Raw genomic sequence first — 22421 nt, 5'->3', positions numbered from 1 at the left:
CCGCTAGTTCACAGATATGAACTAAGTTCGCGATACAGTCTCCGGAACGGCGATGAACGGTGTCAAGGGCGGCCGGGAGGCGGTGACAGGATGTGGCGGTGACGGCAGGGGGCACGACGCCGGCGGGTGGTGGCGCCGTCAAGTCCGCCGACCGCGCGCTGACCATCCTCGACGCGGTCGCCGACCGCGGATCGCTGCGCTTCAACGAGCTCGTCGCGCAGCTGGGCCTGCCCCGCTCGAGCGCCCACGCGCTCCTGCAGACGCTGGTCGACCGCGGCTGGCTCGACCTCGACCCGGACACGCGCCGGTACACGATCGGCCTGAAGGCCTGGCACGTCGGCCAGGCCTACACCGGCCACGGCGACCTCGTCGCGATCGCGAAACCCGCGATGGACGCGCTCGCCCGCGACGTCGGCGAGACGGTGCAGCTCGCCCGCCTCGACGGGCTGGAGAACGTCTACATCGCGATCAGCGAGTCGGCCCAGCCGATGCGGCTGGCCTCGACGGTCGGCGCGCGGCTGCTCGCGCACGCCACCGGGATCGGGAAGGCGCTGCTCGCCCAGCTGCCCCCCGACGAGTGCGGGCGGCGGCTGCGGTCGCAGCCGTTGCCGTCGTTCACCCCCCACACCGTCACCGACCCCGACGAGCTCGAGGCCATCGTCGCCGAGGCCCGCGTCCGCGGCTGGGCCCGCGACGACGAGGAGGTGCTCGTCGGCTGCCGGTGCGTGGCCGTCCCGCTCACCGACGACGGCCACGGGCTGATCACCGCCCTGTCCGTCACGGCGCCCAGCGCCCGGTGCGGGCCCGACTGGCCCGAGGCCGTGCTGGGCGAACTGCAGAACGCCGCAGGCGTCATCCGCGCCCGCACCCCCACCGCGCTGAACAAGGTCCGGAGGTCCCCGTGAGCATCCCGCCCCCGCCGCCCTCGGAGTTCGCAGGCCGCACCGCCGTGGTCACCGGGGCCGCGAAGGGCATCGGCGCCGCGGTGGCCACCCGCCTGGCCGCCGCGGGCGCCGCCGTGGTCGCGTGCGACGTGGACGGCGACGCGCTGCACGAGCACGCCGAGGGGCTGCGCGCGGGCGGGGCCCGGGTGGCAGAAGTGGTCGGGGACGTCAGCAGCGCGGCCACCGCCGCCGAGGCCGCCCGGCGCGCCGAGGCCGACTTCGGCGGCGCCCACGTCCTGGTCAACGCGGCGGGCATCCAGCGCTACGGCACGGTGGAGACCACCGACGAGTCCACCTGGGACGAGGTGCTCGCGGTCAACGTCACGAGCATCTTCCTGTTCGCCAAGCACCTCGTGCCGCTGATGCGCGCCGCGGGTGGCGGGGCGATCGTGAACGTCTCGTCGGTGCAGGCGTTCGTCACCCAGACCGAAGTGGTGGCCTACGCCGCGAGCAAGGGCGCCATCAACGCGCTCACCCGCGCCATCGCCGTCGACCACGCCCACGAGGGCATCCGCTGCAACGTCGTGTGCCCGGGGTCCGTGGACACCCCCATGCTGCGCGCCACCGCGGCGCGGTTCGCCGGGGACCGTGACCCGGGCGAGCTGGTGGCCGACTGGGGCCGCGCCCACCCCCTCGGCCGCACCGCGCGGCCCGAGGAGGTGGCGGAGGTGTGCGCGTTCCTCGCCGGACCGCGCTCGTCGTTCGTCACGGGCAGCGAGATGCGCGTGGACGGCGGGCTCACCGCCGCGGCCGGGGTGGTGCTCCCCGCCGATCCGGACGCGACACTCGCGCCGTGAGACGGGAGACTCGCCCCAATCTTGGGCGAGTCCCCCGTTCTGCGGCCCGAACACCGCGTTCCGCGGGGCGGGCGTCAATGGTTACGGGCGCGCTCCACCGTCACCTGCAGGGCCGCGAGCAGCTCGCGGGCGGAGTCGAGGGACAGCTCCACCGCCACGCGGGCGCCCGGGCCCTGCTCCGGGTTGAGGAAGTCGATGTTCACCGTGTGCTCGTCCGGGGCGTGCACGGGGTGGTCGTAGTAGACGGTGGCCGTCCGCAGCGGGAACCAGCCCTGCGGCCCCTTGCCGCTGCTCGCGGTGACGTCGAACTTCTCGGTGCTGTAGGTGCACACGGCGATCAGTCCTCCCCGCCCAGGTGCCGGGCGTAGAACGCCTGGACGCGCTGCCACCCGTCGAGGGCGGCGGCCACCCGGTAGGAGGGCCGGTCGACGGCGAAGAACGCGTGCCCGGCGTCGTCGTAGCGGTGGAACTCGTACTCCTTGCCGTGGGTCTGCAGCAGCTTCTCCAGCTCGTCGACCTGGTCGGGCGAGGGGTAGGAGTCCTCGTTGCCGAACAGGCCCAGCAGCGGGGCGCGCAGCTCGGCGGTGCGGTCGGCGAGGGGCTGGACCTGCAGCGGGAAGCCCTCCGGCGGGGTGCCGACGACGAAGGCGCCGTAGCAGTCCACCGCGGCCTGGATGTCGAGCTCCAGCGCCGACAGGAACGCCTGCCGCCCACCGGAGCAGAAGCCGATCGTGCCGACCTTGCCGTTGGAGGTGGGCAGCGAGCGCAGCCAGCGGGCCGCGCCCGCGGCGTCGCCGACGAACCGGGCGTCCGGCACCCCGCCCTGTGCCCGGGCGGTGGCGGCGGCGTCGTCCGGGTCGGCGCCGGGCGCCTCCCGGCTGTAGAGGTTCGTGCAGATCGCGTTGTAGCCCCACACGGCGAACCGCCGCACGATCTCCTTGGTGCTCCAGTCGTACCCGGGCATGTGGTGGATCACCACGACGCCGCCGCGGGTGCCACCGTCCAGCGGCCGTGCGGTGTAGGCCTCGATCTCGTCGTCATCGGCTCCTCGGATGCCGATGGTCTCGGCGAGCACGGTGTCGTGGCGCACGACGGTTCCCTCCTCCGGTCGATCGTTTCGTCGGTCCCAGTCTTCTCCACACTTCCCCTGGGGTTGACACGCGCTCGCGGTGATCCCTACCGTCCCCTCGCTCGAAACGACTTCGACAATGTCGAAAGGGTGGCGGTTGGACGAGAAGACACACCTGCCGAGGACGTCCGTGCAGGCGCTCGACCGGAGCGTCGCCCTGCTCGACGCGGTCGCGGACGCGGGCGGGCACGGCACCGGGCTCGTGGAGCTCGCCGAACGGGTGGGCCTGCCGGCGTCCACGGCGCGCACCCTGCTGGCCTCGCTGGTGGCCCACGGCCTGGTCGCGCAGGCCGAGCCGCACCGGCGCTACACGCTCGGCGCGCGGTTCTTCGAGCTCAACCGGCGTTTCGTCGCGCAGTCGGACCTCTCCGCCGTGGCCGCGCCGGTGCTGCGGTCGCTCTGGGAGCGCACCGCGGAGACCGTGCACCTCGCGATCCTGCACGGATCCCGCCGGGTGGACATCTCCGTGCTGGTCAGCCCCCAGCTGCTGCGGATCGACCCGACGACGAGCCGGGTCACCGACCCCACCGTGCACCCGCTCCACCGCACGGCAGCAGGCAAGGTCCTCTTCGCCGGGCTGCCCCGCGCCGACCGGCTGACGATGCTGCGCTCCGCGCCGTGGCAGGACGCGGACCCGCTCGACGAGGCCGAGCTCATGGACCGCATGGACGAGGTGGTCCGGGCCGGGTACGCGACGAACCTCGAGGAGGAGGCGGCCGGCGTCTGCGGGGTGGCGGCACCGGTGGTGGACGTCAGCGGCCGCACGGTGGCCGCCCTGTGCGTCGGCTACCCGTCCGTGCGGCACTCCCCGGACCACGCAGCCCGGCTGCGCGACGACGTCGTCGAGGCGGCGCGGCAGCTCTCCCGGCTGCTCGGCGGCCCGGGCGCCACGGCGGACAGCGCATGAGGTCGCGCTACGACGTGGTCGTGTTCGGGGGCGGCACGGCCGGGACGCCCGCGGCGATCCAGGCGGCCCGGCTGGGCGCGAGCACGCTGCTGGTCGAGAAGAACGGCGCGCTCGGCGGGACGACCACCGTGGCGGGCGTCGCCCTCCCCGGCCTGTTCCACGCGTGGGGGCAGCAGATCATCGCCGGCATCGGCTGGGACGTGGTGCTGCGCTCGGTGCGGGAGGCGGGCCTGGAGCTGCCCGACTTCACCCGCTGGGACCTCCCGCACTGGCTGCTGCAGGTCCGCGTCGTCCCCGCCGTGCTGGCCGCTCTGCTCGACGACGCGGTGCTCGCGTCGGGCGCCGACCTGCTGCTGCACGCCATGGCGGCGAACGCGCGGTGGGACGGCCGGTCGTGGCGGCTCGGGATCGCCACCAAGGAGGGCGTGCGCGAGGTGGAGGCCGGGTGCGTGGTCGACTGCACCGGGGACGCCGACGTCGTCGGCCTCGCCGGGCTCCCGCGGCGCACCAACGCCCGCCGCCAGCCGGGCACGATCATGGTCCGCTTCGGCGGGTACGACCTGGCCGGCCTCGACGTCGACGCGATCCAGCGCGCCCACGACGCCGCCGTCGCCCGGGGCGAGCTGCACGCGGCCGACCTCGCCCACAACCCGGTGGGGAAGTTCCTGCGCAACCGCGGCGAGAACGCGATCCACGTGACCGGCATCCAGGGCGGCACCAGCGAGGACCGCACCGCCGCCGAGGTGGCCGGGCGGCGCACGCTGCTGCGGATCCTGCGGTTCCTGCGCCGCCAGCCCGGCCTGGAACGGGTGACCGTGGACGCATGGGCCACCGAGACCGGCATCCGCGAGGCGTGCACGATCGACGGGCACGCCACCGTCACCGCGCGGGACTACACGAGCGGCCGGCAGTGGCCCGACGCGGTGTCCTACAGCTTCTACCCGATCGACGTGCACCGGCCCGACGGCGACGGCATCGACATCCGCCCGCTGCCCTACGGCACGCTGCCGACCATCCCCCGGGGCGCGCTGGTGCCCCGCGGTTCGCACCGCATGGTCGTCGCGGGCCGCGCGATCAGCGGCGACCAGGAGGCGGCGTCGGCCTACCGGGTGCAGGCGTCGTCGATGGCCATGGGCCAGGCGGCGGGCGCCCTCGCGGCCCGGTGTGCCGCCACCGGCACCGACGTCGTCGACCTGCCGCTCGACGACGTCCGCCGCGACCTGCGCGCGCACGGCGCGATCCTGCCCGGCGACGTCGTCGTGCCGCCCCCGTCCACCACCCACCGTCCCGTGCCCGAGGAGATCCCGTGAGTCGCAGCAGCGTCGCTCGCCCACTCACCCCCCGCCCACTCGCCTCCCGCGTCACCGCCGCCCTGGTCGCGGCGGTGGCGCTCACGTCGTGCGGGTTCGTCAACACCGACGACGAGCGGTCCGCCGGAGCGGTCACCGCGTACGTCAACACCGAGCAGAACACCGGGCTGGCCCCGCTGGTCGAGGCCTACCGGCAGGCCACCGGCGCGGGCGTGGACGTCTCCTCGGCGAACACCGACGAGCTGAACCAGCAGATCCGCGTGCAGCTGACGTCGGGCACGGCCGCGGACGTCATCCGGGTCTCCCCCGGCTACTCGAGCCCGGTCGCCGCCGGGGTGCTGGGGGCCGAGGGCCAGATCGCGGATCTGTCGGACGCGGAGTGGGCGGGGCAGCTCTCGCCGGACACGCGGGCGCTCGCCGGCGTCGGCGGCCGGGTGATGGCGCTGCCGGTGGCCCGCAACGCGATCGTGATGGCCTACAACCGCGACGTCTTCGCGAACGCCGGGCTGACGCCGCCGACCACCTGGTCGCAGCTGCTCACCGCCTGCCGCACGCTGCGGGACGCGGGCGTGACGCCGATCGCGGCACCCTTCCAGGGCGGCATCTACCTGCAGTACTGGGTGTACGCGCTGGCGGCCACCCTCGTGTACGCGCCGCAGCCGGACATCGACGCGCAGATGGCGGCGGGCGCCACGTCGTTCAGCACCGATGCGCGGTGGAACGAGGTCTTCGCCCGGTTCGCCGAGCTGAACGAGAGCGGCTGCTTCAGCGACGGCATGCTCGGGCTGCCGCCGGACCAGGGCCAGCAGTCGGTGGCGACCGGCGGCTCGGCGATGCTCCTCACGGTGTCCGGCGGGCTGCCCGCGCTGCACGGCTACCACGAGGCGGGAGCGCAGGCCTTCGACGTGTTCGCGCTCCCCGCCACCGACGACACCACGCAGACGCACGTGCCCGTGGCGCCCGACTTCCTGGCGGTCAACGCCGCCGCAAAGGACCCGGCGGCCGCGCGGGCGTTCCTCGACTTCCTCGCCCGGCCGGAGAACGTGGCCGCGTACGCGAACGCCATGGGCGTGCTGCCGGGGCTCGCGGTGGACGTCGAGATCGACAGCACCGTGCTCACCCCGGTCCTCCCGTACGTCGAGGAGGGGCGCACCACGGCGTACGCGAACTACCTGTGGCCCAACGGCGACGTCCAGCAGACGCTGCTGCAGTCGGGCCAGGAGTGGCTCCACGGCGCGATCGACACCGCCACGCTGCTCGGCCGGATGGACGCCGACTACGCGAAGGGCACGCCGTGACGGCGACCCTGCAGCGGCCGCGGCCGGGCGGGCGCCTCGCGGTACCGAGCGGCCGGCGTGCCGGCCGCGGCCGGGCCGTGCCGCTCGGCCTGATCGCGCCGGCGCTGCTGTTCTACGCGGTCGTCGTGCTCTACCCGACCGTCGCGGGCGGTCTCTACGCGTTCACCGACTGGACGGGGCGGGCAGGCGCGCCCGACGTGGTCGGGCTCGGCAACTTCGCCGAGCTGCTGTCCTCGCCGCCCGCCCGGGCGGCGCTGGCCAACACTCTGGTCATCGCGGTCTGCACCACGGTGGTGCAGACGGTCGTCGGGCTGGCGCTCGCGCTGGCCCTGCACTCGCGGCTCGCGAGCCGCCACGTGCTGCGGACGCTGTTCTTCGCCCCGGCGCTGCTGCCCCCGGTGATCATCGGCTTCCTCTGGCAGTACGTGCTCACGCCGGAGGGCCCGCTCAACGGGGCGCTCGCCGCCGCCGGGCTCGACGGGCTGGCCGGCAACTGGCTCGGTGACTCGGCGCTCGCGCTCTGGGCCGTGATCGCGGTGATCATCTGGCAGAACGCCGGGCTCACGATGGTGATCTACCTCGCCGGACTGCAGGGCGTGCCGGCCGAACTGCTGGAGGCGGCCGAGATCGACGGGGCGAGCCGGTGGCAGCGCCTGCGCCACGTCACGCTCCCGATGCTGCTGCCGGCCACCACCATCGCCACCTCGCTCACCCTGATCGGCAGCCTCAAGCTGTTCGACCAGGTCTACGTCATGACCGGGGGCGGCCCGGGCTACGCCACCGAGACGCTGTCGGTGGTGATGTACGAGGAGGCCTTCGTGTCGGGCCGCTACGGCTACTCCGCCGCGATCGCGCTGGTCCTCACCATGATCGTGTTCGCACTCGCGCTCGTGCAGATGTGGGGCCTGCGCCGCTACGAGGTGCAGCCGTGAGCGGGCGGCGTGGGAACCGGGTCCGGCGGGCCGGTGCCGAGCTCGGCATGCTCGCCGTGGCGGCAGCCTTCCTGTTCCCCGGCTACGTGTTCCTCACCGTCGCGCTGAAGTCGCCCGCGGAGCTCGCGCGCAACCCCCTCGCCCCGCCCGTGGCGCCGGAGTGGTCGAACTTCGGGCGGGCCTGGACCGAGGGCGGCCTGGGCACGGCGATGGGCAACTCCGTGGTCGTGGCGGCGCTCTCCGTGGCGCTGCTGGTGCTGACCGGCTCGCTCGCGGCCTACGCGCTCGCGCGCCGGGCCGGGCGGCTCGGCTACGGCCTCTACCTGCTGTTCCTGCTCGGCCTCATGATCCCGCTGCAGCTGGGGATGGTGCCGCTGTACCAGCTGATGCGCGACCTCGACCTGCTCCGCACCTACACGTCGCTGATCATCTTCGAGGTCGGGCACCAGCTCCCGCTCGTCGTGTTCCTCTACACCGGGTTCCTGCGCGCGCTGCCCGCCGACTACGAGGAGGCGGCCCGTATCGACGGCGCCGGCACCCTGGCGACGTTCCGGAACGTCGTGTTCCCGCTGCTGCGGCCGGTCACCGGCACCGTCGTCATCCTCACTGCGATCAACGTCTGGAACGACTTCCTCACGCCCCTGCTGTACGTCGGCGGCAGCGCCCAGCAGACCCTGCCCGTGGCCGTGTTCGCGTTCCGCGGCGAGTTCGCGAGCCAGTGGCCGCTGATCTTCGCGGGGATGGCCATCGCGATCACCCCGATCCTCGTCGTGTTCTTCCTGCTGCAGAAACACGTGGTCAAGGGCTTCGCCAGCGGCATCAAGGGCTGACGCCGGCCCGCAGTCCCAGCGCCCGGGACGCCTCCGCCGCCGCCGTGCGCAGCAGCCCGATCTGGTGCTCCTGCTCGGAGTCGGGCAGGTGGGCGGTCAGCCCGCTCACGCTCAGGGCCGCGACGGTGGCGCCGGTGTGGTCGCGGACCGGGACGCTCAGCGCCTTCACCCCCAGCTCGACGTCGTCGCGGCTCACGGCGAACCCCTCCGCGCGGATCCGCCGGACGTCCTCGCGCAGCTGGTCGGCGGTGGCCTGGGTGGGCGAGGTGCGGCGCTGCAGCGGTCCCGCCAGGTAGCCCTCCACCTGCTCGTCGGGCAGGGTCGAGAGCAGCAGCCGGGGGCCTGCGCCCACGTGCAGCGGCAGCGAGCCTCCGACGCCCAGGGTGTGGGTGGAGGCGTAGCGGCCGTCGAGGCGCTCGACGCACACCGCCTCGTCGCCGCGCAGCACGAGCAGGAACACCGTCTCCCCCGTGCGGCGGTAGAGCTCCTGCATGGCGGGCAGCGCCCGCTCGCGCACGCTCAGCCGCCGGGCCATGGCGCTGCCCACGCGGAACGCGCCGATGCCGAGCCGGTAGGTGCCCGGCGAGGGGCGTTCGACGAAGTCCCCGGACGCGAGCGTGGTGAGGATCCGGTGGCAGGTGCTCTTGTTCAGCTCGAGCCGGGCGGCGATGTCACCGAGGGAGAGCTCGTCGGGGGCCTCGGCCAGCAGCTCCAGCACCGCCATCGCCTTCACGAGCACCCGGACGGGTTCAGCGGCACCGGCGGCCTTCTCGGCCATCAGGGGATCCTCCGATCATCCACTCGATCACGCTACGGCGCCGAACGCGAGCGTCGACGGGAGGTCGACGATCCCAGCGTCGGAGCCCAGTCCCTGCGCCACGAGCGCGGCCGCGGCCGTGCCGAGGCGCGCCGCGTCGGGCAGCGCGCGACCCGAGCCCAGGCCCACCAGGAACCCGGCGCTGAAGGCGTCCCCGCAGCCGGTGGTGTCCACGACCGGCACGTCGAGGGCGGGGATCCGCTCGACCCCGCCCTCGGTCACGACCAGGCAGCCCTCCGCGCCGGTCGTGACGATCACGGTGCCGACGCCCGAGGCCCGGGCCACCTGCGCCGCCTCGACGAGGTCGGCGCGGCCGGTGACGGCCCGGATCTGGTCGTCGTTGGGGAGCAGGTAGCGCGTGTGCTCCCAGGCGGGGCGCAGCACGTCCAGCAGCTCGGGCCGGCCGACGCTGAGCAGGTCCATGCTCACGACCGTGCCGTGCGCCGCGGCGAAGCGCAGCAGGTCCGGCAGGGCATCGCGCGTGAAGTCCCCCAGTACGTCCGGGCCGCCGACGTGCAGCACGTCGGCCTCGGCCACCAGGTCCAGCGGCACGTCCGCTGCGGTGAGGTTGGCCATCGCACCGGGGGCGTGCAGCGCGGGCCGCTCGCCGTTGGGGCGGATCGGGAGCATCGTCGCGGGGGTGGCCAGGCCCGGCCGGCGGGCCATGTGCCGGACGTCGACGCCGTGGCCGGCGAGCAGGTCGAGCAGCAGCCGGCCGGTGACGTCGTCCCCGACCGGGCCGATTCCGACCACCTCGGCGCCGAGCTTGGCGAGGTCGACGGCGGTGCCGCCCGCCGTGCCCGCTGCCGTGATCCGGATCTCGTCGAGCACCCGGCGGCCCTGGCCGGGCGGGATGTCGGGCACCGGGCGGCCGAGGATGTCGAGGATGTGCGCGCCGAGGCAGATCACCTTCACGCCGGCACCTCCGTGCGCCGGCGGGCCACCGCGGCCAGCTCCTCGCCGGTGAGCGCCCGGGGCGTGCCCAGCCCCGTGGCCGTGACGTGCAGCGTGCACAGCCACTCCAGCAGTCGCGCCCGGTCGTAGGCCTGGTCGAGCGTGTCGCCGTACGCGACGGCGCCGTGGTTCTGCATGAGCGCCGCGGTGCGGCCCTCGAGCGCCGCGTGCACCGAGCGGGCGAGCTCGGGGGTGCCGTAGGTGGCGTAGGCCGCCACGCGGACCGGGCCGCCGAGCTGCAGCACGTAGTAGTGCAGGGCCGGGAGCTCGTCGAGCACGGTGGACACCGCGGCGCTGTGCAGCCCGTGGTGGTGCACCACGGCGGTGGCCCCGGTGGTGGTGTAGACGCCGAGGTGCATCGGCGTCTCGGAGGACGGGGCGTGCGGGCCGTCCACCCGGTGGCCGTCGAGGTCGACCACCGCGACGTCGGCGGGCGTGATCGCGTCGTACGCCACGCTCGACGGCGAGACCGCCACCAGGTCACCGACCCGGACGCTGACGTTGCCGGCGGTGCCCAGCACCAGCCCGTCGGCGAGCATCCGCCGCCCGCATTCCGCGACGTCGCGGCGGGCCGCGGCCAGCGCGTCGCCCCCGGCGCTCACCGCGCGCCCGCCGCGACGGCCGTGGCCGGGTCGTCGTCCGGCACGAGCACGCCGGCGTCGACGTCCCAGGAGACCTCGACGCGCTGGTCCACGGCGAGCGATCCGCCCGCGCCCGCGGTGTCGCGCACCTGGCCGGTGCCGCCGCCGTCGAAGCGGACCAGCACCCGCCGGAACGCGCCGTGGTAGACGACGTCGGTGACGGTGGCCGACAGCACGTTGTCCCCGGACGCGGGAGCGCCGTTCGCGGCGATCCGCAGCCGCTCCGGACGCACCACCAGCGCCACCGGGTCCTCCCCCGCCCGGCCGTCCGGCACCCGCAGGCTGCACCAGCCGGTGTCGAGCCCGCCGTCGCCGAGGCGGCCGGCGAACACGTTGGAGTCGCCGAGGAAGGTGGCCACGAACCGCGAGGCGGGCGCCTCGTACAGCTCGGTGGGCGTGCCGGCCTGCTCGATGCGGCCGTCGCGGAACACCGCGATGCGGTCGGACAGCGCCAGCGCCTCGTCCTGGTCGTGGGTGACGAAGACGAACGTGATGCCCAGCTCGCGGTGCAGGCGGGCGATCTCGAGCTGAAGCGACTCGCGCAGCTTCTTGTCCAGGGCGCCGAGGGGCTCGTCGAGCAGCAGGGCCCGCGGCTCGAACACCACGGCCCGGGCCAGCGCGACGCGCTGCTGCTGCCCGCCCGAGAGCTGGGAGGGCAGCCGCTCGCCGTGCCCGCCCAGGTGCACCAGCTCGAGCGCCTCGCCCACCCGCCGGGCGATCTCGCTCTTGGCGACCTTGCGCTGCTTGAGCGGGAACGCGATGTTCTCGGCCGCGGTCATGTGCGGGAACAGCGCGTAGTTCTGGAAGACCATGCCGAGGTTGCGCTTGTAGGCCGGGAGCTGCGCGATGTCGCCGCCGTCGAGGGTGATCCGGCCCGCGGTGATCGCCTCGAACCCGGCGATCATGTTCAGCGTCGTGGTCTTGCCCGATCCGCTGGGCCCGAGCAGGGTCATGAACTCCCCCGCCCGGATCTCCAGGTCGATGCCGTCGACGGCGGCCGCGGCCGCGCCGGGGAAGCGCTTGGTGAGGCCCTGGACCTCGATCCGGGCGCCGGAAGCGGGCACGGGATCAGGCACGGCGGGTCCTCCTCAGGGTGGCGGCCAGGGTCAGCAGGGCCGTGGTGAGCGTGACGACGACGGTGGCGGCCGCCGCGATCGTCGGGTCGACCTCGTTGGTGACGGAGGTGAACATCCGCACCGGCAGCGTCTGCAGCTGCGGGGACTGCACGAACAGCGACACCACCACCTCGTCGAAGGAGGTGACGAACGCGAACACCGCGCCCGAGAGCACCCCGGGCATGATCAGCGGGAGCGTGACGCTGCGGAACGTGGCGAACGACGAGGCGCCCAGGCTCGCCGCCGCCCGCTCCAGCGCGCGGTCGAACCCGCCCAGCGCCGACCCGACGTTCACGGTGACGAACGGGATCGCGAGCACGGTGTGCGCGGTGATGAAGCCGATCGGCGTGCCGATCAGACCCCACTGCAGGAACGCGGCGTAGACGGCGACCGCCACCACGATGCCGGGCACGATGAGCGGCGCGAGGAACAGGCCGTTCAACACCCCGCGGCCGCGGAACACCGTGCGGGACAGGGCGAACGCCGCGGCGGTGCCGAGCAGGGTGGCCACCACCGTGACGATCACGGCGAGCTGGATCGACACGAGCAGCGCGTTGAGCCAGCTCGGCTCGGTGAAGAAGGTCTCGTAGTGGCGCAGGCTCCACGAGCTGGGCGGGAACGCGAAGCTGTCCTCGCCGGAGAAGCTGATCGGGATGACGATCAGCGTGGGCACCAGCAGCCACGCACCGATCAGCGCGCCGAGCGCCACGAGCGTCCTGCGCAGGGCGACCGACCTCACGACCCGGCACCCCCCACCAGCGTCGTCGGCGCCCCGCCGGTGCGGGTGAGCCGCTGCACCCCGGCCACCAGCACGAGCGTGACCACCAGCAGCGTGACCGCGAGCGCCCCCGCGGCCCCGAAGTCCACCAGCTGGTTGACCTGCACCGAGATGAGCTGGGCCAGCATCGACTGCTGCGGCGAGCCGACGAGCGAGGGCGTCACGTAGAAGCCGAGCGACAGCACCATCACCAGCGTCGCGCCCGCCGCCACGCCGCGCAGCGACAGCGGCAGGTACACCCGCAGGAACGCGACCACCGGGGTGGCGCCCAGGCCCATCGCCGCGTCCACGAGCCTGCGGTCGATCCCGCGCATCGCCGAGTACACCGGCAGCACCATGAACGGCAGCATCACCTGCGCCATCGCCACGGTGACGCCCGCCGTCGTGCCCAGCAGCCGCATGGGCCCGAGCCCGACGGCGCCGAGCAGCGCGTTGACCACACCGGTGTCCTGGAGCAGCACCACCCACGCGAACGTGCGCGCCATCAGCGATGTCCAGAACGGCAGCAGCACCAGCGCGGTGAGCACGGCCCGCCACCGGGGCCCGACGATCGTCATCAGGTAGGCGTACGGGTAGGCGCAGAGCACGCACAGCACCGTGACCACGGCGGCCATGCCGAGGGTGCGCAGCACGACCGTGACGACCACGCCGTCCGTGGCCAGCCCGGTGTAGTTGCCGACGCCCAGCTCCGGGGTGCTCACCGAGAGCCAGGCGAGGCGCAGCGCGGGCACCACGAAGAACACCCCGAGCACGACCACGGCGGGCAACGCGAGCAGCAGCAGCGGGCGCCCGGCGCGCCGCAGGCGGGACGCCGCAGCAGGCGCGGGCACCGCGGCCGCTGTCCCCGTCGAGCCGACGGACACCACAGGCACACCTCCGCTTCGTCACGATGTGGCACGGGTTTCACGAACCGAAATGGGAGGGTCTCGGTCGCGGGAGGCGTTGTCAACCGTCGATCCGCCCGTTAACGGCAGCGAAACCGGACCGAACAGGCCGTTCACGGGCCGAGGCTTGACGACCCAGGACCCGGCCGCCATCCTCCTGATGCCACATCATGAATTGCGTTTTGGATAGTGAAACGTCGAACGCAACGGTGCGATGCACCCCGTCGATCGAAGGTGGTCCCGTGCGCAACCGCAGGCTCATCCCCGCGCTGGCCCTCGCCGCCGCCCTCAGCTTCAGCGCCACCGGGTGCTTCGCCACGGTCGGCGGCGACACCGCCGCCGGCGGCACGGTCGTGTTCGCCAACACCGGCGGGGCGCTGGCCTCGATCTTCGCCGAGACCGCCTACAAGCAGCTCTCCGAGCAGGGCATCCAGGTGGCGGAGGAGTCGCCCAACAACGAGGCCAAGCTCACCGCGATGGTCGAGTCCGGCTCCCCCACCTGGGACGTCTTCTACTCCTCGCCCTACCGCACGGTGGCCAAGTGCGACGTGCTGTTCGAGAAGCTGGACAAGTCGCGGATCAACACCGCGGGGCTCGACCAGGCGCAGGTCACCGACTGCGGCGTGCCGGTGCTGAAGTCGGCGTTCCTGCTGGTCTACAACGCCGACAAGTACGGCGACAACCCGCCGCAGAGCTGGGCCGACTTCTACGACACCACGCGGTTCCCGGGCACCCGGGGGATCATGAACTACGCCAAGGACGCCGGCATGGAGACCGCGCTGCTCGCCGCGGGCGTGCCCGGCGACCAGCTCTACCCCCTCGACTACGAGCGCGCGTTCGCCACCCTCGACACGATCCGGCCGTCGCTGCGCTTCTACGAGACGGGGGCGCAGCAGACCCAGGCCCTCGAGTCCGGCGAGGTCGACATGATGCTGGCCTGGCCCGGGCGCGCCTACGAGGCCGCCAAGAACGGCGCCAACCTGAAGGTCGTCTGGAACCAGCCCCTCTACTACGAGGACTCGCTCGGGATCGTGAAGGGCGCCAAGAACCTGGACGCGGCGTACGCGCTGATCAACGCGCTGGTCGACGTCCCGGCCCAGGAACTGATCATGCAGCGGCAGCCCTATGGCTCTCCCAACTCCAACGCGAAGCCCTCGGACGACCCTGTGATCAACTCCTTCATCGCCACCAGCAACGTCACCGGCACCGAGGTGCAGCGCGACAACGAGTGGTGGGCCGCGAACCTCGACGAGGCCACCCGGCAGTGGACGGAGTGGGTGAACCGGTGAGGTTGCTCGGCTACGCCGACCGGCTCTCCGTGCCCGCGGGCGGGCGCATCGAGTTCAAGATCTCGAGCGAACTCCCGGAGTTCACCCCGGCCCTGGTGCGGCTGCGCCGCGGCGGTTCGCCGGTGCACGAGTGCGACCTGCTCGAGGACGAGATCGCGGCGGAGCTCCCGGCGGCGGTGCCCGGGCGCGTCCAGGTGGCCCGGGCCGGCTCGTACGTCGAGGCGGCCCTGCGTCCCGGCGCCGAGGTGGCGGGCGCCGGGCTCGCGGTCTGGATGTGCCCCACCCGCCTCGACCGGGACCGCGAGCAGACCGTGCTCGCGCTCACCACCACCGACGGGGCGGCCGGCTACCTGCTGTCCGTCTCCGCCCGGGGGTACACCCTCCGCGACGCGGGCGGCACCGAGCTGGCCCGCCTCGACGCGGCGCCGGTGCAACGGCAGTGGACGTTCGTGGCGGCGACGGTCTCCCCCGACGGCGCCGCGCGGTTGGCGGCATACGGCCCCACGACGGGCCCCACGGGCGCTCCGGGAGTTCAGGAAAGCCACATTCAGGGCCGGAGAGGCCTTGAATGTGGCTTTCCTGAACCTCGGGGCGGGAGCGCGTGGCGGCTCCTCGTCGGCGCCGGGCCGCGCGGGGCCTTCTTCAACGGGCGGCTGGCCCGGCCCGTCGCGTCCACCACCGGCTGGAGCGCCGACCGGACCTCGCGGCTCGCCGCAGGCGAGGACGCCGTCGCCGTCCTGGGCAGCGACGGGGTCAGCGCGCTCGCGCTCGGCCGCGACCCCGCGGCCGCCGCGGTGGCCGACGACGGGGCGCTCACCGCGGGCGGCACCGTCGTCAACCGGCCGGCGAGCGCCGTGCCCGGGCCGTTCTGGCGGAACCGGGAGACCGACTTCCGTCGCGTCCCCGACGAGTACGACGCCCTGCACCTGCACGAGGACGACCTCGACGACGCGGGGTGGGAGACCGACGTGGTCCTCACGGTGCCCGCGGACGCGGCGAGCGGCGCCTACGCCCTGAGGATCACCGCGGGCGAGCACGTCGACCGCATCCCGTTCGTCGTCACCCCACCCGCGGGCGCTCCCCCGGCTCCCGTGCTCGTGGTGCTGCCCACCTGGACCTACCTCGCCTACGCGAACTGGCGCACCTACGCCGAGTACGAGGAGGAGCGGCTCGCGCTCTACGGGGAGCGCCGCGGCGTCGACCCACGCGACCGCTGGCTCGCTCGCCACCCCGAGCTGGGCAGGTCGCTCTACGACGTGCACACCGATGGCAGCGGCGTCATGTACTCCTCGCGGGCGCGGCCGATCGTGAACATCCGCCCGGACTACTTCACGCCCACCACGCGGGGCCTGCGCCACTTCGCGCAGGACCTGTCGCTGCTGCACTGGCTGGACGAGCGCGGCGAGGACTACGCCGTGATCACCGACGACGAGCTGGAGGACGGCGGCGCGGACGCGCTGGCCGGGCACCGCGTGGTGATCACCGGCAGCCATCCCGAGTACTCCTCGGCCCGGATGCTCGACGCCTACCAGGCGCACGTAAACGCCGGCGGCCGGCTGATGTACCTCGGCGGCAACGGCTTCTACCACGTCACCGCGCGGCACAGCGGGCCGTCGGGCGCGATCGAGATCCGCCGCGCCCGGGGCAGCCAGACGGTCTGGACGAGCGGCGCAGGTGAGGAGCACCTGTCCGCCACCGGTGAGCACGGGGGGCTGTGGCGCTGGCGCGGGCGGGCGCCGCAGCGCCTGTTCGGCGTGGGCATGACGGCGCAGGGGTTCGACAAGGCGAGCGGCTACCGACGAACCCCCGAGAGCCGCGCGGCGGAGTGGGTCTTCGCCGGCGTGGACGTGGCCGTCGGGGAGGTGTTCGGCGACCAGGGCCCCGGCCTGGGTGGGGCGGCGGGCGACGAGATCGACCGCGCCGACGTCGCGCTCGGGACCCCGGCCGACGCCCTGGTCCTCGCGAGCTCGGTGGGCCACTCCGACAAGATCGCGCTGGTCCGCGACGACGAATGGCTCTCCTACGCCGCGCCGCCCCGGCCCGATCCGCGGGTCCGGTCCGACGTCGTGCTCTTCGGCAGGCCCGGCGGCGGCGCCGTCTTCGCGGTGGGCTCCATCGCCTGGTCCACGGCGATGACCCACAAGGGCGGCGAGAACGACGTCTCCCGCATCACCGCCAACGTCCTGGACCGCTTCCGCGACCACCCCGAACCGGTGGCGGGCGCATGAGGATCGTCGGTTACGCCGATCGCCTCTCCGTGCGCGCGGGGGACCCGATCACGTTCCACGTCAGCTGCACGCACGAGGGCTACCGCCCCGAGATCGTCCGGCTGCGCCGCGGCGGCTCCGAGCGCCACGGCGCCGCGCTCGTGGAGGAGCCGGGCGCGAGCGGGCTGCCGGACCGGCTGCCGGGCCGGGTGCAGACGACGACCTCCGGCTCGTTCGTGGAGGCCGGGGCGATCGGGCCGATGGACGCGGTCGGACTCGCGATCTGGTTCCGGCCCACCCTCCCCGGGGCCGGTGCGCGGCCGCTGCTGGCCGTCGGGGATCTGGTGCTCGAGGTCTCCGCCGCGGGGATCGCACTGCGCCGTGGCGGCACCGGGCTGGCCGCCGTCGAGGCACCCCCGACCGAGCGGCGCTGGACCTTCGCGGCCGCCACGGTCGACGCCACCGGCGAGGTGCGCCTCGCGCTGCACCGGCCCGGAATGGCGCCGGCGGTCGGGACCGCGCAGGCACCCCCTTCGGCGACGACCGGGCCGCTGCGGATCGGCTCGGACGGCGCGGTGACCGGCGGGCTGGGCGCCACGTTCAACGGGAAGGTGGCGCGCCCGGTCGTCGCGGCCACGGCCTGGCCCGAGTCGACGACCGCCGCCCTGGCGGCGGGGGCCGACCCGCTCACCCTGCTCGAGCCGGCCGGCACGAGCGCGCTGGACCTCGCCGCCGACCCCGGCGGCACCCGCGTGCCCGACCGCGGCGGGCTCACCGGCGGCGCGACGGTCCACCACCTGCCCACGCGCGGCGTGCCCGGGCCGTTCTGGTCGGGGGCGGAGACCGACTTCCGACGCGCGCCCGCCGAATTCGACGCGCTGCACCTGCACGACGACGACCTCGCCGACGCCGGCTGGGAACCCGACCTCACCTGGGACGTTCCCGCCGAACTGGCCAGCGGCGTCTACGCGCTGAAGACGACCGCAGCAGGGGACGTCGACCGGATCCCGTTCGTCGTCACGCCGGCCCGGCACGAGGCACCGGTGCTCGTCGTGCTGCCCACCTGGACCTACCTCGCCTACGCGAACTGGCGCACCTACGCCGAGTACGAGGCCGAGCGGCTGGTGATCTACGGGGAGGCGCGCGGGATCGACGAGCGCGACCGCTGGCTGGCCGCCCACCCCGAGCTCGGGCGCTCGCTCTACGACGTGCACACCGACGGCAGCGGCGTCTGCCACACCAGCAGACTGCGCCCGATCGTCAACCTGCGCCCGGACTACTTCACCCCCACCACCCGCGGGTTCCGCCACTACGCACAGGACCTGCTGCTGCTGGACTGGCTCGACCGGCGCGGGGAACGCTACGCGGTGGTCACCGACGACGAGGTCGAGCGCGAGGGCACCGACCTGCTCTCCCGCTACGACGTGGTGCTCACCGGCAGCCACCCCGAGTACTGCTCGGCGGGCATGCTCGACGCCTACCTCGCCTACACCCACGCCGGCGGGCGGCTGATGTACCTGGGCGGCAACGGCTTCTACCAGGTCACCGCCCGGCACCCGGGGCACCCGGACGCGCTGGAGATCCGCCGCGGGCACGCGGGGGTCGCCACCTGGGTGTCCGATCCGGGCGAGGAGCACCTGGCGTCCACCGGGGAGCGCGGCGGGCTGTGGCGGCTGCGGGGGCGCGCCCCCAACGTGCTCGCGGGCGTCGGGTTCACCGCGCAGGGCTTCGACTCCGGCTACGGGTACCGGCGCACCGCGGCGAGCGCGGACCCGGCGGCGGCGTGGGTCTTCGACGGCGTGCCCGCCGGGGTGGGCGACGTCTTCGGCACCGAGGGGCCGGGCCTCGGCGGCGCGGCGGGCGACGAGCTGGACCGCGCGGACGTCACGCTCGGCACTCCGCCCGACGCCGTCGTGCTGGCCTCCTCCGTCGGGCACACGGAGAAGATCGAGTTGGTGCCCGAGGAGGCCGACCACGGCTACGCCGCTCCCCCGCCCGGCGTCCACCCCAAGGTCCGCGCCGACGTCGTCCTGCTCGGGCGGCCCGGCGGCGGTGCCGTGTTCTCCGTCGGCTCGATCGCATGGTCCACCGCGATGACGCACAACGGCGGCGACAACGCCGTCTCCCGGATCACCGCCAACGTCCTCGACCGGTTCCGCGACGAACCCGGCCCCGTCCTCGGCCGGCAGTAAGGAGCAGCAGTGCCCGTCACCACGGACAAGGTGGCACACCTCGCCGACCGCGCGAGGTTCGTGCGCACCGAGACCGTCCGGCTCACCCGGATCGCCGGAGCAGGCCACTACAGCGCCGTCTTCTCCTGCGCGGAGCTGTTCTCGGTGCTCTACTACGCGCAGCTGCGGCTCGACCCGTCGCGCCCGGACTGGCCCGACCGCGACCGGTTCGTGCTCAGCAAGGGCCACGCGGCGATCGGCCTCTACCCGGTGCTCGCCGACCTCGGCTTCTTCGACCCGTCAGAGCTCGACACCTACACGCGGCTGGGCAGCCCGTTCGGCGACCACCCGGACATGCGCCGGATCCCCGGCGTCGACTTCTCCTCCGGCTCGCTGGGGCACGGGCTGTCGATCGCCGCGGGTATGGCGCTGGCCGGGCGGATGTCCGGGTCGCACCACCGCACCTACTGCCTGCTCGGCGACGGCGAGCTCGCGGAGGGCCAGATCTGGGAGGCGGCGATGTCGGCCGGGCACTTCCGGCTGGGCAACCTCGTCGCGATCGTCGACGCCAACCAGCTCGGCATCGACGGGTTCGTCCGCGACGTGATGGCGTCCGAGCCGATCGACGGGCGGTTCGCCGCGTTCGGCTGGCAGACCCACCGCGTCGACGGGCACGACATCCCCGCGCTGCTGGAGCTCTTCGCCGGGCTGCCCGCGGCCGCGGACGGCCCGCCGCAGCTCGTGGTCGCGGACACCGTGAAGGGCAAGGGCGTGGCGCGCATGGAGCTGTCGCCCGACTGGCACGTCGGCAACCTCGTCGGCGCCGACTACGACGACGTGCTGGCCGAGCTGGAGGAGCGCGCATGAGCACCCAGGACCAGTCCGAGCTGTTCAACGGCACCGCCAACGTCGGGCTGAAGGACAGCCGTTCGGTCGACGGCACCGACACCCGCGCGATCCCGGCGTTCGTGTTCGGCGAGGAGCTCGCCCACCTGGCCGACCACGACCCGCGCATCGTCGTGCTCACCGCCGACCTGGCCCGCTCCAACCGGGCCACCGACTTCGCCGCCCGGCACCCGGAACGGTTCGTCAACGTCGGCATCGCCGAGAAGAACATGATCACGATGGCGGCCGGCATGGCCGCGTCCGGCTACATCCCGTTCGCGGCCACCTTCGGCGCCTTCGCCGCGCTGCTGGGCGCCGAGCAGATCCGCACCGACTGCGCCTACCCCGGGATGCCGGTGCGCGTGGTCGGCCACCACTCCGGCATGTCCATGGGCTTCTACGGCACCAGCCACCACAGCCTCGAGGACCTCGCGATGATGCGCTGCATCGCCGACCTCACGGTCGTGTGCGCCACCGACGCGAACCACCTGCGGGCACTGCTGCGCCTGTCGCTCGACCACCCCGGCGCGATGTACATCCGGCTCGGCCGCGGGCGCGACCCGCAGGTCTACCCCGAGGTGCCGGACCTCGCGATCGGCCGCGCCGAGACCGTCCGCGACGGCTCCGACCTGACGATCATCACGACCGGTTCCGAGGTGCACCCCGCGCTCCAGGCCGCCGACGAGCTGGCCGCGGCGGGGATCTCCACCCGGGTCGTCGACATGTTCACGATCTCCCCGCTGGACCGCGACGCCGTGCTCGACGCCGCCCGCTCCACCGGCGCCGTGCTCACGGTCGAGGAGGCCAACCTCACCGGCGGGCTGGGCAGCGCGGTGGCCGAGTGCCTGTTCGAAGCGGGCGCCCGCGTGCCGTTCCGCCGCCACGGCGTGCCCGACGAGCACGTGCCGGTCGGACCGCCCGCCGCCCTCTACGCCCACTACCGCCTCGACGGTCCCGGCATCGCCGCCGTCGCCCGCGAGCTGCTCGACTCCAGCAAGGGAACCCCGGCATGACCACCGCACCGACCGTCCTCGGCGAGCACGAGCTCGCGCTGCGCGAGCGGGCCCGCCAGGTGATCCCCGGCGGGATGTACGGCCACATGTCCGTGCAGGCGTTCAGCTCCGCGCACCCCCAGTTCATGGCCTCCGGGGAGGGCTGCCGGGTCACCGACACCGACGGGCGCACCTACCTCGACCTCATGTGCGGCTGGGGACCCGTCGTGCTCGGCCACCGCCACCCGGCCGTCACGGCCGCGATGCTCGACCAGCTCGACCGCGGCGACTGCCTCGACGGCACCAGCCCCGTCGCCGTCGAGTTCGCCGAGCTGCTGGTGGACACGATCCCGTCGGCGGACTGGGCGATGTTCTGCAAGAACGGCTCGGACGCCACCACCACCTGCGTCACGATCGCGCGCGCCGCCACCGGGAAGCGCAAGCTGCTCGTGGCCCACGGCGCCTACCACGGCGCGGTGCCGTGGTGCTCGCTGCGCGGTTCCGGGGTGACCGCCGAGGACCAGGCGCACCTCGTGCACTACGAGTACAACGACCTCGCCTCCGCCGAGGCCGCCGCGGCCGAGGCGGGAGACGACCTCGCCGCGATCGTGGTCTGCCCCATGCGCCACGACATCAAGCGCGACCAGGAGCTCGTCGACCCCGCGTTCGCGCGCGGGCTGCGCGCGCTCGCCGACCGCACCGGGGCCGTCCTCGTGCTCGACGACGTCCGCTGCGGGTTCCGGCTCGACCTCGGCGGCAGCTGGGAGCCGCTCGGGGTCCGGCCGGACCTGTCGGCCTGGTCGAAGGCGATCGCCAACGGGCAGGCGCTCGGCGCCGTCACCGGCATCGACGCGCTGCGCGACGCCGTCGGGTCGATCTACGTCACCGGCTCGTTCTGGACGGCCGCGGTGCCGCTCGCCGCGGGCCTCGCCACCCTGACCGAGCTGCGCAAGGGCGTCGCGCTGCCGGAGATGGCCCGCACCGGCACCCGGCTGCGGGACGGCCTCGCCGCGCAGGCCGCCGCGCACGGGTACGAGATCCGCCAGACCGGGCCGGTGCAGATGCCGATGCTGTCGTTCGCGGGCGACGAGGGCTTCCGCCTGGTGACAGCGTTCGCCGAGGCGGCGGTCCAGCGGGGCGTCTACCTGCACCCCTGGCACAACTGGTTCCTCTCCGCCGCGCACACCGACGCCGACATCGACGCGATCCTCGAGCGCACGGACGACGCGTTCGCCGCCCTGCCCCGCTAGCCCGGCTGCGGTGCTGCAAGCCGGGGAGCTCCGGTGGCGCCGCGCATCGTGCGGGGCAATCGCGGGCAGGCCGGGGGCCTGCCCGGGTGGGCGCGCGGCGCCACCTCCGGCCGGTCCCGCGGCCATGATCACGGGTTTGGTGCATTCCCGGGCGAAATCGACACTGTCATGTCTGACCACATCGGTGACGGTGGTGTCTTGGGACATCGGTGACATGGGTGGGCAGGACGCCCCGCAGTGTGTGGGGCCGCTTCTCACAGTTCAAGGGCGCCCTGTCGGGCGTCGCCTGCG

21 protein-coding genes are annotated in these 22421 nt (G+C 73.9%); 13 read left to right on the top strand and 8 right to left on the bottom strand.

The features are described 5' to 3' along the window. Positions 1–98: 98 nt before the first annotated feature. Both ACFPL3_RS34160 and ACFPL3_RS34155 read left to right on the top strand, forming a co-directional pair. Complete coding sequence (locus ACFPL3_RS34160) at positions 99–905, top strand: IclR family transcriptional regulator (protein ID WP_343941066.1); 807 nt, start codon at positions 99–101, stop codon at positions 903–905. Continuing rightward, complete coding sequence (locus ACFPL3_RS34155) at positions 902–1741, top strand: SDR family NAD(P)-dependent oxidoreductase (RefSeq protein ID WP_343941067.1); 840 nt, start codon at positions 902–904, stop codon at positions 1739–1741. The genes ACFPL3_RS34160 and ACFPL3_RS34155 overlap by 4 nt, the downstream gene beginning before the upstream one ends. A gap of 74 nt (positions 1742–1815) precedes the next feature. Here ACFPL3_RS34155 and ACFPL3_RS34150 read toward each other — a convergent pair whose 3' ends face one another. Together ACFPL3_RS34150 and ACFPL3_RS34145 are read right to left on the bottom strand one after the other, a co-directional pair. Continuing rightward, positions 1816–2073: a DUF6295 family protein gene (locus ACFPL3_RS34150; RefSeq protein WP_343941068.1), complete on the bottom strand. Its 258-nt coding sequence runs from the start codon at positions 2071–2073 to the stop codon at positions 1816–1818. Between the two features lie 5 nt (positions 2074–2078). Further along, positions 2079–2831, bottom strand: a complete 753-nt coding sequence (locus tag ACFPL3_RS34145) for a dienelactone hydrolase family protein (RefSeq protein WP_343941069.1) — start codon at positions 2829–2831, stop codon at positions 2079–2081. A gap of 136 nt (positions 2832–2967) precedes the next feature. Here ACFPL3_RS34145 and ACFPL3_RS34140 point away from each other — a divergent pair, with 136 nt between their 5' ends. The 5 genes from ACFPL3_RS34140 to ACFPL3_RS34120 are packed head-to-tail and all read left to right on the top strand — an operon-like array spanning position 2968 to position 8147. Continuing rightward, positions 2968–3777: an IclR family transcriptional regulator gene (locus ACFPL3_RS34140; RefSeq protein ID WP_343941070.1), complete on the top strand. Its 810-nt coding sequence runs from the start codon at positions 2968–2970 to the stop codon at positions 3775–3777. Then, positions 3774–5087 (top strand): FAD-dependent oxidoreductase, encoded by a 1314-nt coding sequence (locus tag ACFPL3_RS34135; RefSeq protein ID WP_343941071.1) that lies wholly within the window; start codon positions 3774–3776, stop codon positions 5085–5087. Before ACFPL3_RS34140 ends, ACFPL3_RS34135 begins: the two co-directional genes overlap by 4 nt. Continuing rightward, positions 5084–6385 (top strand): ABC transporter substrate-binding protein, encoded by a 1302-nt coding sequence (locus tag ACFPL3_RS34130; RefSeq protein ID WP_343941072.1) that lies wholly within the window; start codon positions 5084–5086, stop codon positions 6383–6385. Before ACFPL3_RS34135 ends, ACFPL3_RS34130 begins: the two co-directional genes overlap by 4 nt. After that, positions 6382–7317 carry a carbohydrate ABC transporter permease gene (locus ACFPL3_RS34125; RefSeq protein WP_343941073.1) on the top strand — a complete coding sequence of 312 codons (936 nt, stop codon included), beginning with the start codon at positions 6382–6384 and terminating at the stop codon, positions 7315–7317. The genes ACFPL3_RS34130 and ACFPL3_RS34125 overlap by 4 nt, the downstream gene beginning before the upstream one ends. After that, positions 7314–8147: a carbohydrate ABC transporter permease gene (locus tag ACFPL3_RS34120; protein ID WP_343941074.1), complete on the top strand. Its 834-nt coding sequence runs from the start codon at positions 7314–7316 to the stop codon at positions 8145–8147. The genes ACFPL3_RS34125 and ACFPL3_RS34120 overlap by 4 nt, the downstream gene beginning before the upstream one ends. On the opposite strand, the gene ACFPL3_RS34115 is transcribed toward ACFPL3_RS34120, so the two are convergent. From ACFPL3_RS34115 to ACFPL3_RS34090, 6 genes are read right to left on the bottom strand one after another with little or no spacing between them, the layout of a single operon-like run. After that, positions 8137–8925, bottom strand: a complete 789-nt coding sequence (locus ACFPL3_RS34115; protein ID WP_343941075.1) for an IclR family transcriptional regulator — start codon at positions 8923–8925, stop codon at positions 8137–8139. The two genes, ACFPL3_RS34120 and ACFPL3_RS34115, sit on opposite strands and share 11 nt — an antisense overlap. Positions 8926–8952: 27 nt before the next feature. Further along, a complete protein-coding gene (locus ACFPL3_RS34110) occupies positions 8953–9879 on the bottom strand; it encodes a carbohydrate kinase family protein (RefSeq protein ID WP_343941076.1) in 927 nt (308 codons plus the stop codon). Next, the gene (locus tag ACFPL3_RS34105; RefSeq protein WP_379590206.1) at positions 9876–10520 is read right to left on the bottom strand and encodes a class II aldolase/adducin family protein; all 645 of its coding nucleotides are present in this window, start codon (positions 10518–10520) and stop codon (positions 9876–9878) included. Before ACFPL3_RS34105 ends, ACFPL3_RS34110 begins: the two co-directional genes overlap by 4 nt. Continuing rightward, positions 10517–11635, bottom strand: coding sequence for an ABC transporter ATP-binding protein (locus ACFPL3_RS34100; protein ID WP_379590204.1), 1119 nt, complete (start codon positions 11633–11635; stop codon positions 10517–10519). Before ACFPL3_RS34100 ends, ACFPL3_RS34105 begins: the two co-directional genes overlap by 4 nt. Next, positions 11628–12413 (bottom strand): ABC transporter permease, encoded by a 786-nt coding sequence (locus ACFPL3_RS34095; protein WP_343941079.1) that lies wholly within the window; start codon positions 12411–12413, stop codon positions 11628–11630. The genes ACFPL3_RS34100 and ACFPL3_RS34095 overlap by 8 nt, the downstream gene beginning before the upstream one ends. Next, complete coding sequence (locus ACFPL3_RS34090; RefSeq protein ID WP_343941080.1) at positions 12410–13315, bottom strand: ABC transporter permease; 906 nt, start codon at positions 13313–13315, stop codon at positions 12410–12412. Before ACFPL3_RS34090 ends, ACFPL3_RS34095 begins: the two co-directional genes overlap by 4 nt. A 263-nt stretch (positions 13316–13578) precedes the next feature. Here ACFPL3_RS34090 and ACFPL3_RS34085 point away from each other — a divergent pair, with 263 nt between their 5' ends. Genes ACFPL3_RS34085 through ACFPL3_RS34060 form a run of 6 tightly spaced genes read left to right on the top strand, consistent with a single transcriptional unit; the run spans position 13579 to position 22130 of the window. Further along, on the top strand, positions 13579–14625 hold the full coding sequence (locus ACFPL3_RS34085) for an extracellular solute-binding protein (protein WP_343941081.1): 1047 nt from the start codon (positions 13579–13581) through the stop codon (positions 14623–14625). Next, on the top strand, positions 14622–16853 hold the full coding sequence (locus ACFPL3_RS34080; protein ID WP_343941082.1) for a N,N-dimethylformamidase beta subunit family domain-containing protein: 2232 nt from the start codon (positions 14622–14624) through the stop codon (positions 16851–16853). The genes ACFPL3_RS34085 and ACFPL3_RS34080 overlap by 4 nt, the downstream gene beginning before the upstream one ends. Further along, entirely contained in the window at positions 16850–19024 is a 2175-nt protein-coding gene (locus ACFPL3_RS34075) for a N,N-dimethylformamidase beta subunit family domain-containing protein (protein WP_379590200.1), read from the top strand. The genes ACFPL3_RS34080 and ACFPL3_RS34075 overlap by 4 nt, the downstream gene beginning before the upstream one ends. A gap of 9 nt (positions 19025–19033) precedes the next feature. Then, entirely contained in the window at positions 19034–19870 is an 837-nt protein-coding gene (locus ACFPL3_RS34070) for a transketolase (protein WP_343941085.1), read from the top strand. Beyond that, complete coding sequence (locus tag ACFPL3_RS34065) at positions 19867–20901, top strand: transketolase family protein (protein WP_343941086.1); 1035 nt, start codon at positions 19867–19869, stop codon at positions 20899–20901. The genes ACFPL3_RS34070 and ACFPL3_RS34065 overlap by 4 nt, the downstream gene beginning before the upstream one ends. Continuing rightward, entirely contained in the window at positions 20898–22130 is a 1233-nt protein-coding gene (locus tag ACFPL3_RS34060; protein WP_343941087.1) for an aminotransferase class III-fold pyridoxal phosphate-dependent enzyme, read from the top strand. The genes ACFPL3_RS34065 and ACFPL3_RS34060 overlap by 4 nt, the downstream gene beginning before the upstream one ends. Positions 22131–22421 lie beyond the last annotated feature (291 nt).

Source organism: Pseudonocardia zijingensis, assembly GCF_042657305.1.
Taxonomy (GTDB): Bacteria; Actinomycetota; Actinomycetes; order Mycobacteriales; family Pseudonocardiaceae; genus Pseudonocardia; species Pseudonocardia zijingensis.
This window is presented reverse-complemented; position numbering and strand designations above follow the sequence as displayed.